This is a genomic window from Lysinibacillus sp. UBA6686 (assembly GCF_002455205.1).
GTDB lineage: Bacteria > Bacillota > Bacilli > Bacillales_A > Planococcaceae > Lysinibacillus > Lysinibacillus pakistanensis.
In genome coordinates this window covers 1-12,718 of the sequence record NZ_DKJS01000013.1, presented here as the reverse complement: position 1 = coordinate 12,718, position 12,718 = coordinate 1, and the positions used below count along the sequence as shown (strand labels likewise).

At 36.3% G+C, this 12,718-nt stretch carries 14 protein-coding genes and 1 pseudogene; 7 read left to right on the top strand and 8 right to left on the bottom strand.

Annotated elements, in window-relative coordinates:
• The first annotated feature begins 109 nt into the window (after positions 1-109).
• Together B2R82_RS03410 and B2R82_RS03405 are read left to right on the top strand one after the other, a co-directional pair.
• Positions 110-1,044 (top strand): annotated as a pseudogene (locus tag B2R82_RS03410) (alpha/beta hydrolase).
• A gap of 362 nt (positions 1,045-1,406) precedes the next feature.
• On the top strand, positions 1,407-2,369 hold the full coding sequence (locus B2R82_RS03405) for a MerR family transcriptional regulator (RefSeq protein WP_286923529.1): 963 nt from the start codon (positions 1,407-1,409) through the stop codon (positions 2,367-2,369).
• 37 nt (positions 2,370-2,406) lie between these two features.
• Here B2R82_RS03405 and B2R82_RS03400 read toward each other — a convergent pair whose 3' ends face one another.
• Positions 2,407-3,840, bottom strand: coding sequence for an alpha/beta hydrolase family protein (locus B2R82_RS03400; RefSeq protein WP_286923528.1), 1,434 nt, complete (start codon positions 3,838-3,840; stop codon positions 2,407-2,409).
• Between the two features lie 233 nt (positions 3,841-4,073).
• Here B2R82_RS03400 and B2R82_RS03395 point away from each other — a divergent pair, with 233 nt between their 5' ends.
• Positions 4,074-4,826 carry an IclR family transcriptional regulator gene (locus B2R82_RS03395; RefSeq protein WP_286923527.1) on the top strand — a complete coding sequence of 251 codons (753 nt, stop codon included), beginning with the start codon at positions 4,074-4,076 and terminating at the stop codon, positions 4,824-4,826.
• A 119-nt stretch (positions 4,827-4,945) separates the two neighbouring features.
• Complete coding sequence (locus B2R82_RS03390; RefSeq protein ID WP_286923526.1) at positions 4,946-5,881, top strand: aldo/keto reductase; 936 nt, start codon at positions 4,946-4,948, stop codon at positions 5,879-5,881.
• Positions 5,882-5,938: 57 nt separating this feature from the next.
• Here B2R82_RS03390 and B2R82_RS03385 read toward each other — a convergent pair whose 3' ends face one another.
• The 5 genes from B2R82_RS03385 to B2R82_RS03365 all read right to left on the bottom strand — a co-directional run bounded on the left by B2R82_RS03385 (position 5,939) and on the right by B2R82_RS03365 (position 9,317).
• Positions 5,939-6,547, bottom strand: coding sequence for a flavin reductase family protein (locus tag B2R82_RS03385; protein ID WP_286923525.1), 609 nt, complete (start codon positions 6,545-6,547; stop codon positions 5,939-5,941).
• Between the two features lie 16 nt (positions 6,548-6,563).
• On the bottom strand, positions 6,564-7,502 hold the full coding sequence (locus B2R82_RS03380) for a ring-cleaving dioxygenase (RefSeq protein WP_286923524.1): 939 nt from the start codon (positions 7,500-7,502) through the stop codon (positions 6,564-6,566).
• Positions 7,503-7,578: 76 nt separating this feature from the next.
• Positions 7,579-8,172 carry an NADPH-dependent FMN reductase gene (locus B2R82_RS03375; protein WP_286923523.1) on the bottom strand — a complete coding sequence of 198 codons (594 nt, stop codon included), beginning with the start codon at positions 8,170-8,172 and terminating at the stop codon, positions 7,579-7,581.
• A gap of 139 nt (positions 8,173-8,311) precedes the next feature.
• Positions 8,312-8,683, bottom strand: a complete 372-nt coding sequence (locus B2R82_RS03370) for a YunG family protein (protein WP_286923593.1) — start codon at positions 8,681-8,683, stop codon at positions 8,312-8,314.
• A 94-nt stretch (positions 8,684-8,777) separates the two neighbouring features.
• Complete coding sequence (locus B2R82_RS03365) at positions 8,778-9,317, bottom strand: cupin domain-containing protein (RefSeq protein WP_286923522.1); 540 nt, start codon at positions 9,315-9,317, stop codon at positions 8,778-8,780.
• Positions 9,318-9,432: 115 nt separating this feature from the next.
• Here B2R82_RS03365 and B2R82_RS03360 point away from each other — a divergent pair, with 115 nt between their 5' ends.
• Complete coding sequence (locus B2R82_RS03360) at positions 9,433-9,591, top strand: hypothetical protein (protein ID WP_286923520.1); 159 nt, start codon at positions 9,433-9,435, stop codon at positions 9,589-9,591.
• Complete coding sequence (locus B2R82_RS03355; RefSeq protein ID WP_286923519.1) at positions 9,536-9,895, top strand: SMI1/KNR4 family protein; 360 nt, start codon at positions 9,536-9,538, stop codon at positions 9,893-9,895. The genes B2R82_RS03360 and B2R82_RS03355 overlap by 56 nt, the downstream gene beginning before the upstream one ends.
• Before the next feature lie 57 nt (positions 9,896-9,952).
• Here B2R82_RS03355 and B2R82_RS03350 read toward each other — a convergent pair whose 3' ends face one another.
• Positions 9,953-11,080, bottom strand: a complete 1,128-nt coding sequence (locus B2R82_RS03350; RefSeq protein ID WP_286923518.1) for a serine hydrolase — start codon at positions 11,078-11,080, stop codon at positions 9,953-9,955.
• 158 nt (positions 11,081-11,238) lie between these two features.
• Positions 11,239-11,682, bottom strand: coding sequence for an SRPBCC domain-containing protein (locus B2R82_RS03345; RefSeq protein ID WP_286923517.1), 444 nt, complete (start codon positions 11,680-11,682; stop codon positions 11,239-11,241).
• A 150-nt stretch (positions 11,683-11,832) separates the two neighbouring features.
• Between B2R82_RS03345 and B2R82_RS03340 the strand changes: the two genes are divergently transcribed.
• Positions 11,833-12,672, top strand: a complete 840-nt coding sequence (locus B2R82_RS03340; protein WP_283869999.1) for a YitT family protein — start codon at positions 11,833-11,835, stop codon at positions 12,670-12,672.
• Positions 12,673-12,718 lie beyond the last annotated feature (46 nt).

The following is a 12,718-nucleotide window of genomic DNA, read 5'->3' as shown; positions in this document are numbered from 1 at the left end:
TGCTTTCGCTCATAAAACATCTGCCGCTACGCTTTCGAGCAAAAAACATTTGCTGAATGAAGATAAAAAGAATCCTATTTTATATTAGTATTTCATTGGAGGAATATAATTGAAAATCGACAGCCGTGTATTACCGAATTACAGGAGAGTTTCTCTCAATTTCCGGGATTTCAATTGGACAATCTAGAATTTAGTAGGGGTCTCTTGTCAAATCCACCTTTAGAGACATCAAAATATGTAAAAATCACCCATCGAATGATTTCAAATGCTGTTGGCGAAATGTTAGTAAAAATTTACGAACCGATTGGGCGAAACCATGATAAACTTCCAGCCATGTTATGGATACATGGGGGTGGATATATAATGGGACACCCTAATATGGATGATGTTTTGTGCGAGCGCTTTGTTCAGGCAGCAAATTGTATTGTAGTGTCTGTGGATTACAGACTCTCACCTGAGCATCCTTATCCAGCGGCTATTGAAGATTGTTATGCCTGCCTAGTGTGGATGACAAATGAGGCAAAAATGCTTGGTATTGATGTTAATCGAGTAGCTATTGCAGGGGCAAGTGGTGGTGGTGGACTAACAGCTGCCCTTGCACTTATTGCACGAGATAAAGGCGGTCCATCTATTATATTTCAGATGCCTCTATATCCGATGCTTGATAACCGCAATACCACACCTTCAAGCTATGAGATTACAGAAAACCATGCAACATGGAACCGAACAAATAACATAACAGCTTGGAATATGTACTTGGGTGAGAAAAAGGAAGACAATGAGCTTTCTCCTTACGCTGTACCTTCGAGGGCAGACAATTTAGTGGGACTTCCTCCTATGTATACGTGTGTGGGGCAACTTGATTTATTTCGGGATGAAACCATTCACTATGTAACACAGCTTGCTCAAGCAGGTGTAGACGTTGAATTCCATCTCTATCCTGGCTGCTTCCATTGCTTTGAAGTCTTTGTACCTGAAGCCGAGGTAAGTCAACGTGCAAGTCAGAACTATTTAGATGCAATGGCTCGCGCTCTTCACCCTTAATCTACCTTACTGAGAATGTGAACTAGCCTTTAAGGAGCTCAGTTGCAATCATAATTGACAGGAGCAGAATTTTCTAAATGAAAGTTGCTGCTCTTGGAATGTTTGAATATGGAAAAATTTAAAATGCGTAAATGCTTTGACGATATTTTCGCATTTTATAATTATAACAATTTAGTTATGGTGACTTTGTTGATAAAATCTTCACAGCTATGCAAGTCCAATTTCTCAATTTATGGCTTTCAATGTTTTAAGGATTCATTTATGGCAAGTTTATCGTAAAATAAAATAATGACATTATTTATCATCAAATGAACTATGATGTTAAAATTATTATAAAGTGATCCAATCAGGGGTGTAATCATTTGGAAGAAAAATATACTATAGGTGAAACAGCTAAAATAATAGGTTCTACTATAAAAACAGTCCGTTACTATGACGAAATTGGATTGCTGAAGCCTACAAGTTATACTGAGGGTGGACATCGATTGTACACGAATGAAGATATATGGCGTCTTGAAATGATTACAAACCTGCGTTATCTGGATTTCGGAATTGATGAAATAAGCAAAATATTATCCGAAGAAATTCCAGTTGATAAAGCACTTGATTGGCAGATTGAATCTTTGGAAACACAGGCTACTACGCTTATGGATATGATATCGATTCTTCGTCAAGCAAAGGAACATGACGGGGATTCATTGCAGTATCTTCATAACTTAGTAAACGCACGAACAATAAATTCCGAGCATAAAAAACAATTTATCGATAAAAAAGTGAAGGAATCCCAATTATTAATTGGCATTCCAAAAGAGTGGAGGGATTCATTTTTTCATTATTTTAACAAATATATTATTAATCAAGTGAAAAGCTCTGCCAAACAAACCGCTGCTTGGCGTGAGTTGCAGGAGCTCATAAATGATCCACAGTTTATAAAAGACCTAAAAAACACTGAATTTCTGTACATGAATATTGTTCATCAGCCAAAATATAACGCTACAACACTGGTCAGAAAGCTCGAAAACATCCATGATCGATTAAATAAGGCGTTGAAACAAAAATTGCCTGCCAGCAGTCCGGTTGTACAGGCCATTGTCGATGATACTGCTAGGCTGTATGCGAACTCAGAGCAATTGGACAATAAAGAAGATTACTTCCATTACTTTGTAAAATATATTCAAAGAACCAAAACTAAACGACTCGAACGATGCGAAACGTTATGTGCCATTCTCAGCCCACAGTACTACCAACTCTCAAAAGCTAATCAATTACTATTTCAAGGAATAGAATGGCGACTTGAGCATACGGAAAATTCAGGACGAGAATAATTGAGGGCTAAACACCCTCAACTATTCGCCTTAGCAGTCAACCTTTCTGCAACGTAAACTCTGGATAATCCCCAATATTTTGCTCTAATAGTTTAAATGGCTGCTGCTTTAAATAATGATTAAAGAAATCCAATGAATAGTCGTTAATTAGACGGTAAGCCTTTTGGATGTCGACCCCTTCCATTCGTTCATAAAGCGGTGAAAACAGATATAAATCGGAGAAGCCCATATGCTTCATATCTTTAATTTTCATCCAATAGTTCCCTCCCACAGTTACATACTTGTACCGTGGCAAAGTTTCCTTTATAAACTCGATCAACTCCATATCATCTGTTACCTTCGCTTCTCTGATTGAGTCATCTGCACTCATCATCATAAACGGTTTTTTCAGCCCATCCGCAGGAACTCGGAGTTTTCCATATAGAACGCCGTCCATATTAAGAGCTGCTTTTATTCTTGAATCTGTCATGAGCATTTGGGTGCTTGTTGCCCCACCAAAGGAATGACCAAACATACCTACATTCTCCAAATCCATTCTACCTGTAAAACGGTTTTCAGGATCATTTTGGGCCAGTTGCTCTACTTGATCCAGCACAAATTTAGCATCTTCTACCCAACCTTCATTTGCTTTATCTAAATATGCAATTGATTCAGTTTTTTGCGGCACATAATTTGCTACACGACCATCAGAAAAAACGGAAGCCGTGCTACTGTAAGTGTGATCTATTCCTACCACGATATAGCCTTGACTGACTAATTGCTCAATTTGAAAAGTGTTCTGATTTTTATGTCCACTAAAACCATGAGAGAACAGGAGCACCGGATAGGTTGTTTCCTGATTAGAAATCTCAGCGTTCTCAATAGCATGTGTTTTTACATAACCAAAATTTGTGAATAAAAACTTCGGTAAATTCAAGATTTTACTATATCCCTCTGCAAAAACATCAGAGTTAGAAATATAAGGAGCCATATTACCTTTAGCATTCGTATCAGCAGGATACCAGATTTGTACCATTAACTCACGCTTGTCGCCAGGCTCTGGTGTGAGAGTCTCTTCTCTCTGAGTATCCTTCCAATCATAGGTGATCGTTCCAATTTTGTACGGACCCGCTGGCTTTTCAAAGGTAAATACCGGAAGCAAGCTAGGAAGACTAACTGCTATGGCAGAATAAAGTACAGCCAATGTTGAATTCAGAACAACGCGTAATCGACGTATACTTGATTGTTGTTCTTTTTGAATTTTTGGGTTAAAAAAGTGCCTTATCACAACAACAGCGAGGAAAAATAATGTCATCAAATAAGTCGGCATCATTTGCCACCGCATTCCCTCGATGATCCCATGGACAAGTAGAAATAGAATAGACATACCACCAGCTATCAGCATTCCTCGCTGTGACTTATTTCTCCTAAAAACTAACCAACCTAGTAAAACAATATTAAAGATGATATAAAACAACTCAATAGACCTCATAATGAAAAACCTCCTTGTTTTTTTGATCTTGCTGACTCAAGTCAAAGTGTATTACCTCCAGTAAGAGGAGAATCAACACTTCATACAAAAAAACACTGACATTTTTATATATCCACCATTTTACAAATTAGAGGTCGTTTATTATTAAAATAAAAATTGAGAAGTTTAAAAAAATGCCTTTATAATATTAAAAAGCACAGGTCAAGTTATTTTAGAAGTTAGGAGAGGGCAAAATGGATTCCTATGAAGTATCGACATTAAAAAAAGGCCTATTGATATTAGATGTATTACGTCAAAAACATTCTCTTACATTAACTGAAATTATGGAAGAATTATCAATGAATAAGACATCTGTTTTTCGCATGCTTTATACGTTAGAAAAAATGAATTATGTTCTTAAATATAATAAGTATTATCAATTAAATCCGCATATTTTCAGGGATGAGCACTTATATTGGCATAAAGATATCCAATGGGCGTCTCTCGTAGCGCCCTACCAATTAGCCCGCCAAGAAGAAATAACTACTTATATTGGTATTTTAGAAAACTGTGAGATGGTAATAAAAAATGTAATTAGAGAGCCTTTTGAACAGCCTGCTTTTCATGCCATCGATACTCGGACACCTATGCATTCAAGCGCGCTGGGAAAAGTAGTGTTAGCTCATCTGTCACCTACAAAACAACGTGAACTATTAAATAGTATTGAACTCAATACCTTTACAGCAAAAACCTTCTATGATTATGGTCTATTGATTCCTCATTTACAGGTTATTAAAGCTCAAGGATATGCTGTTGATAATGAAGAAACGAATGAAGGTAAATGTTGTATTGCCGTTCCAATTTATGTGAATGGGGAAGTAATCGGTGCCATTGCTTTGCATGGTTCGACGAATCAAATAAAAAAAACTGCCATTCGTTCATTTGTCAAAAAGTTAGAAGTGGCAAGTCAGCAATTGGCAGAAGAAATTCATTATCTTTTAGCATAATGGTAATGTCCTTGGCAATTAAAATGCAATTGTTTCTATATATGAAACTATAACGATGTATGTTGGTAAAACATCCTTTTTACTCTATTCTGATTACAGAATAACGAGGAGGTAGGAATATGAAATTTCATACTTTTAAAAAAACAACTATCAAAATTTCCGAAATTGGTCTTGGGACGAATGCTGTAGGTGGACATAATTTATTTGAAAACTTAAATGAACAAGATGGGAAGGAGCTAGTCTCAGCTGCACTTGACTTAGGGATAACTTTTATTGATACAGCAGACATTTATGGAAAAGGGCGTTCAGAAGAACTTGTTGGCGAAGTATTAAAAAATTACCCAAGGGAAAATTTCGCTTTAGCAACAAAGGGAGGTAGACATTGGTTTGAGGACGGTTCAGTAAAAACAGATAATCATCCACAATATCTACGTGGTGCATTCGAAAGTAGCTTGAAACGGCTACAAATGGATTATGTAGATCTTTACTATCTACACTTCCCGGATAACGAAACTCCTCTTGCCGAGTCAATTGGTGAATTGTCACGTTTAAAGGAAGAAGGAAAGATCCGAGCAATAGGCATTTCAAACGTAACGTTAGAACAGCTTATAGAGGCAAATGTGCATAATGATATTTCTGTCCTACAATCTCCTTACAATATGTTAAATCGTTCAGGAGAACAGGATTTATTGCCATACTGTATAAAAAAAGAAATTTCATTTATTCCATACGGTCCACTTGCATATGGCCTACTTGGTGGAAAGTATACAAAAGACTTTAAGCTAGGTACTGGCGACTGGCGAATTTCGGATCCCTTATTCCAAGGCGAATTATTTGAACAAACATTAGTAAAAGTAGAAGCGTTAAAGGGAATTGCAGAGGAAAAGCACACGACATTGCCAAATCTAGCGCTTGCTTGGTTATTAGCTCAAGATGGCGTTGATGCCGTTATCCCAGGTGGGAAACATAAAAAACAAGTGGCTAACAATGTGAAAGCAACTGATATCCTTTTAACAAACGAAGATTTAGTAAATATAGAGAGAATTTTAATATAAGTTAGAAACCAAAAAAATGCGAAAATGCTGTTAAATCAACATTTTCGCATTTTATTTTTAATCAGGACGTTCTAACGCAAATATATCACCAATTTTTGCGTAATTTGAGCCAGCTAGCCTGCTAACTGCTTTTAGTTTTCTTGGATCAATTCGCCCTTCATTATAAATGGTCTCATCTATATGATATTGTACGATTTCACCAATAAACAAATCACCTGTCTGTTCGTCACCATTCATTAACGGAATCGACTGTACTAAACGGCATTCCATTCGAACTTTCGCCTCTTGAATACCTGGTACAGATATAAGCTGGCTATCGATTAACGTAAATTGAGCTCGATCAATTTCACTTTCAGTCACAGGTAAGGAAGCCGCTGTTTCATTCACCTGCTCAACATTATCTTCATCGACAATATGCACAACAAATTGCTGCTGATAATGAATATGTCTTGCTGTATCTTTTAAATGTCCATTTGGTCTTTGAATTGCTAAAGAAATCATTGGCGGATTTGATGACACAATATTAAAATAACTAAATGGTGCACCATTGATAACATCTTGCTCTGATTTTGTTGTCACAAAAGCAATCGGTCTTGGAATGATACTACCAATCAAAAGTTTATAGTTTTCACGCTCTGTATTCTTCTTAGGATCAATCGAAATCAAAACGACTCACCCTTTCTTAATCAAGCTCACGCACTTTAATTGGGATTAATGTTCTTTCTAATTGTTCTCGATGCTGCTCGTACTGAGGTGGTAACATTAATTGGCTTCCCATTGTCTCAGGTGTTTCATCATGAGCGAATCCAGGAGGATCCGTCGCAATTTCAAATAAAATTTCGCCAGGTTCACGGAAATAAATCGCATTAAAATAATTACGATCTTTTACTTCCGTTACATGTTGTCCATGATTCATCACATACTCTTGCCATTCTAAATGATCCGTATTATCTTGAGCTCTCCACGCAATATGGTGAACTGTTCCTACACCCATTTGACCACGCTGACCTGCAACTGTTTTTAAATCCACTGTATTGCCGATCTCTGCACTAGATTTAAAACGAGTATAGTCGCCTTCTGTGGCTACTTTTTCAAGACCCATTACTTCTGTTAAAACTTTTGCAGTTTCTACAGGGTGGCTTGAGTATAGAGTAGCTCCACCAAACCCTTTAATGGCAACTTCAGGTTTTACTTCACCAAATGACCATTCATTTAATTCACCATCAGCACGTGCAACGAGTTCAATATGCAGACCATGCGGATCATCGAATTGAATGACTTGCTCACCAAAACGTTCAGCTTTTTGGAAAGGAATCGAGAATTTCGCTAGGCGATTAACCCAAAACGGTAGTGCCCCTTCAGGTACAACATACGTTGTGACACCGACCTGACCGTCACCAATGCGTCCTCGATAAGCATTAGCCCAAGGGAAGAATGTAATGATTGTTCCCGGTTTCCCACCTTTGTCACCGAAATATAAGTGATATGTGCCTGGATCATCAAAGTTTACTGTTTGCTTTACTAAACGTAAGCCTAACACTCCTGCATAAAAATCAATATTTTCTTGCGGATGTCCTACGATCGCTGTGATATGGTGAATACCTGCTGTATGTTTTTTCATGTTAACAAGCCCCTTCATGACTAATTTTTCTTACCTATACTGTGTCCAATTACAGCCTCCCTCAAACTATATAAGCTTAGCGAATTGTATATAGTGCTTTAGACCACGGGATTAATTGATCTAACATTTGGTTTACTGAATCTGTTTGGACTTCTTTTGGTTTAAAGTCTGTTCCATTTTCAAAATCTGTGAATAATGATAGTGCTGGGTGAACACGCACATCTGCGATTAAAAGCTCGCCCATAATACCACGTAAATGTTCTGCCGCACGAGCACCGCCAACAGAACCATAAGATACGATTCCAGCTGCTTTGTTATTCCACTCTACACGTAAATAATCTAGTGCATTTTTTAATGCCCCTGTAATAGAGTGATTGTATTCTTGTACGATGAATACAAAACCGTCTTGTTTAGCAATAATTTCTGACCAACCTTGTGCTCCTGAAGCATCTTGTCCTGGTTCGCCTAATAAAGGTAATTTATAATCCGCAATATCAATTATTGTATAATTTGCGTCACCTCGTTGATCTGCGATTTCCTTTACCCATTGTGCTACTTGAGGGCTTACTCGACCCTCACGAGTTGATCCAATAATAATACCGATATTTAATTCTGCCATTGTTTGTTCCTCCTCTTTTTTTGAAGAAAATAATTTATTTAAAAAACCCATGATTGTACCTCCTTGCGAGAACTAAAGGTTTGAATTCATTTATCTTGAAATCATTTATCTTGAATTCGAGATAATAATAACACGACAAATTAATAAACGTCAACACCTTTGTTTTTAAAATTTTTAAAGGCAGAGAAATTTAGCTCTCTGCCTTACTTAAAATCCTATTCACTTGTGATTTTAAATAGCTATATTGGTCATCATTCGTATCATGAAAAGCCTCTGCTCTATTTGAATCAATGTCTTGATAGTTGATTATGTATGAAAACTGCTCCTTCGTAAAATCCATTCTTTCATCATTAATTACATTATAAAAATGCCAGCCTTCATCAAGCCAAGTTTTAAAAATTTCGCCTCCAAGAAAATCATTCACTAGTAGTGTGGTGACTCCACATTGTCCTCTTGCTGGATTATCTTTACTCCATTTTGAGCTTGACTGATGTGACCATGATTTTTTTATAGGTATTATTAATTCTTTTTTTGTAAACTTTCCTCTTGGCAAGACATTCATTATTTTCCACACAAAAAAATGTATTAATACTTGAATAAAAAGCATGTTTTGATGGAGATTTATCAAAACATGCTGGCCCTTACCTATTATCCGCCTATCTATAGCCTTCTTTTAAGCCCATTGCATCTGCCTTTGTTACATGTACAGTACCAAACGGATGATTTGGAGGAGCATAAATTGTGAAAAGCTTTAACGGCTTATTCCCTATATTTATGACATTATGCCATGTTCCCGCTGGAACCATTATGGCAGAGTCTTCACTCACATTCCTTTGAAAGTTTAAATAATCCTTAGTTGGACCCATTTGAGCTATGCCTTGCCCTTCTTCAATACAGATAAATTGATCCACATGAGGATGCACCTCTAAGCCAATGTCATCCCCAACGTTAATGCTCATAACGGTTACTTGTAAATGCTTCCCTGTCCACAATGCTGTGCGATAGTTTTTATTTTGCTTTGAAACCTCCTCTATATCAACAACAAAGGGTTTCTGTCCAAAATCCTTCTGGACATTTCTCCAATCATCGGAATAATCACTTCGCTCTCCTTGTTCCATCTGATTGGGATAGGCCCAATAAGCGGGTTGGTAATGATAATGATACATTTGATAATTTCCATAATAAGGATGATACATTGCCTCAATCCCCTTTCACATTATAAAATTATCCTATGCAAGTAGGGAAAGGAATGTACATTCATGAAAGTACTTAACAGTCGAGCTTATAAAAATTATAAAGGGGTGGAATTACATGTATAATCGTTTAATGGAAAAATTAGAGCAAACTACAGCTATAAAATGGTTTCCAGGACGAGGGGTTGAAGAGAATTGGATTAAAGAAGCAGAGGAGGAACTTGGATTTACCTTACCGCCCTCCCTCCTATTGCTGGTGGCTGAGAAACTATGGTAATGCATTTCTTGATGGTAGCTATATTCTAACGTTAACTTCACCAGAGTTTCGAGATATTTCTGATAATGATCTTCTCTATATTTATCGTCTCAATGTGGCTGATGAGGATTGGTGTAAACAGCATCCTCATAGGCTAGAGTTATTTGTCCCTAACTCGGATGAGCTGTACTATTTTGATACCTCATCAAAAGATTCAGATGGTGAATTTAAAATTATGTGCTATGACCTAATGAATGGAATTATATATGAATTTGCCCCTACTTTTGCAGATTTTCTTGAAAAATTAATCGGTGAACGTATCTGAGATGACAACATTAAAAGTTGCCTGGATTCGTTTAGCTATCGAGGCAACTTCAAGTTATTATGGGGACAATTCCTTTTGTACATGTAATCGAAATTTCTCATCTGTTAAAAACTTCAATTGAAAGCTATTCATGTTTTTAGATAGCTTTGTCTGTTCTATCCTATTAAGATTATTGGCAAAAAAGGCGATTTCCGTTTGATTACCATCCTTATCCTTTGTATACGCTGCTAATGTCAATACAAAGGCAGTAGAACCTCCCTTTTGACCCCCATGTAAAAGCCATTTTTGATTTTTGGGGTTTTGCATTAATTGTTCCATTACAGGATCTAGATATTTATGCACATCTTCATTAAAGTAATTTTTATGATTTAGCTTCTCTAAAATTGTTATATAATCTGCTGTTGTTGCCTTTATTAAACGATCAGACCAGACCTTTTGAAAATCCATATCAAGGGTTTGAAGAGATTTTTTCTTTTCCTCATTACTTAGGGGCTTTTTTAACCAAGCTTCATGAATAGACAATGCCCTTTCCCTATATTCTGTCATATCCATAGCCTTCATAGCTGTTAAGGTTTCCTTTTTTGTTAGACCCTTTTCTTTCATGAATTGAGTAGGTATGTACAATGAACTTACTATTGGATACAACGGTTCATGATCCATTAAATTTAATTGCTCTAATACCTTATTAATATTTTCTAGCCCTAATAGCTCCATTAAAAATTCTGTATTTGCATTCGAACTATAGGCTATCATACCATTGGCTACTTCATTCAAGGATACAAAATTATTCTCTATTTTGTTATCTTGCTTTAATTGCTTTAACCATGCTTCATGTGCCCCACCATCTGTTTTGGGGATATAAAAAGTTTGTAGATCCTCTAAACTTACTAGTTGTTGAGAATTTATACGCCCCTCCGCTGCCTGTTGTGCATATTCTATCGCTACTATAATTTTAACTGTACTCGCTAACGGAAGGGGCTTCTTTGTATTCATCTCTACCCAATTTTGTTGATTGTAATGAATCGCTAAGGATACTTGTTCATTATCTTTATTTTCCTTTAGGAATTGTAGGACATAGTCGGGGTTATCCTTATTGAGGTCTTTCTGAAATATCCAAAATACTATGCCTATTGCTATTCCAATACAAGCAAATAGACCTCCAATAATCCAAAAAACTGTTTTCAAAATTTCTACCTCCATGATTAACAGCAAAGTGAAACTCTACTATCTTGTGGTGATTAATCATATTATACCCGGAATTATCATAATTATGGTAATTTTACTAAACTTACATAAAGGAAGGCTAGCTCATTTTTAACCAGCCTTTACTAATTAATACTGCCTTAATGAACCAAGGAGGCTCTTAAATTATTAATTCCGCTTTCAACATAAGCCTTTAAGCACGTTAATGTATACACCCAGCCTTCCTTTTGCTGCATCATTTTAGCTACAACATCTGGATCTTCTTCATTTAATCCTGATTCCCTGACTTCAATAACTGTCCCCAACCCAAGCTCTGTAAGTGTAATGGTAACCACTGTCCCCTCGCCATGCTCCTCACCCCATGAAAATTCTATTTTCTGATTGTTTTCCATTTCAAGTACAGTTATAACGCCTTTTGCATTGTATTCTTCATATCTTAATAAGATTCTTTTGTCCTTTTCCCATCTTTCCGAGCTACTGGAGAACCAAAAGTTTCCGATTTTATCTGGAGATACAATAGCTTCAAATACCTCGTTGGCAGGCTTATGAATGATTATTTTAGTCATTACAAGCGTATTTAGCATTCTTCATCACCCTTTTTTTCATTAGTATGCTCCATTGTTATAGATTTCTTTAAAAATTAGGTTTACGATTAATAAATATTATTGATAAACGTTCTAAAAACGATATAAACTTGATATAGAAAAAATCAAAACGTTTTGGTGGTGTGTGTAATGAAAAAATACTTTATGGATATATTCATTATTGCCGTTGGGTCACTGCTTTTTGCACTGGCCGTCAACCTATTTGTCATTCCAAATGATTTAGGTGAGGGTGGCGTTACAGGTTTAACGATTATTGCGTATTATCTTTTTGGATGGTCACCAAGTATTGTAAGCTTTGTGCTAAATGCGGCTTTATTAGTGGTTGGCTATAAATTTTTAAGTAGGCAAACAACGATTTATACGATTATTGCCGTTTCTCTCCATTCACTTTTCTTACATTTGACAGAATCATGGTCCATTGCTTCAAATGAAATTATTGTGAATACTATTTTTGGTGGGGTATTTGCTGGAGTTGGCATCGGTTTAATAATTAGAGTTGGTGGAACAACAGCAGGTTCTACAATCTTAGCAAGAATAACAAATAAGTATCTTGGTTGGAGTATTAGCTATGGTCTTTTATTCTTTGATTTAATTGTCGCTTTTTCATCGTATTTTATTATTGGGGCAGAGGCATTAATGCTGACTATTATTATGCTCTATGTCGGAACAAAGGTGATGGAATTTGTTATTGAAGGTGTCAATCCTAAAAAAGCAGTGACCATTATTTCGAAAAAGCCAGAAGACATTGCGAGTCATGTAAACGGCTTTATGAATCGTGGCGTTACAGTGCTATCAGGACATGGCTATTATACAAAGGAACAAAAAGAAATTCTATATATTGTAATTAGTAAACAAGAGGTCGTAAAACTCAAGAAAATTGTTAAAGAAATCGATAAGGATGCCTTTATTGCCATTCACGATGTCAGAGATGTTTTTGGACATGGATTTATAGAGTTATCTAAATCTTAGTTAGAGCGTCTAAACACCTTTTGTTGAAATACTATTATGTCAATGA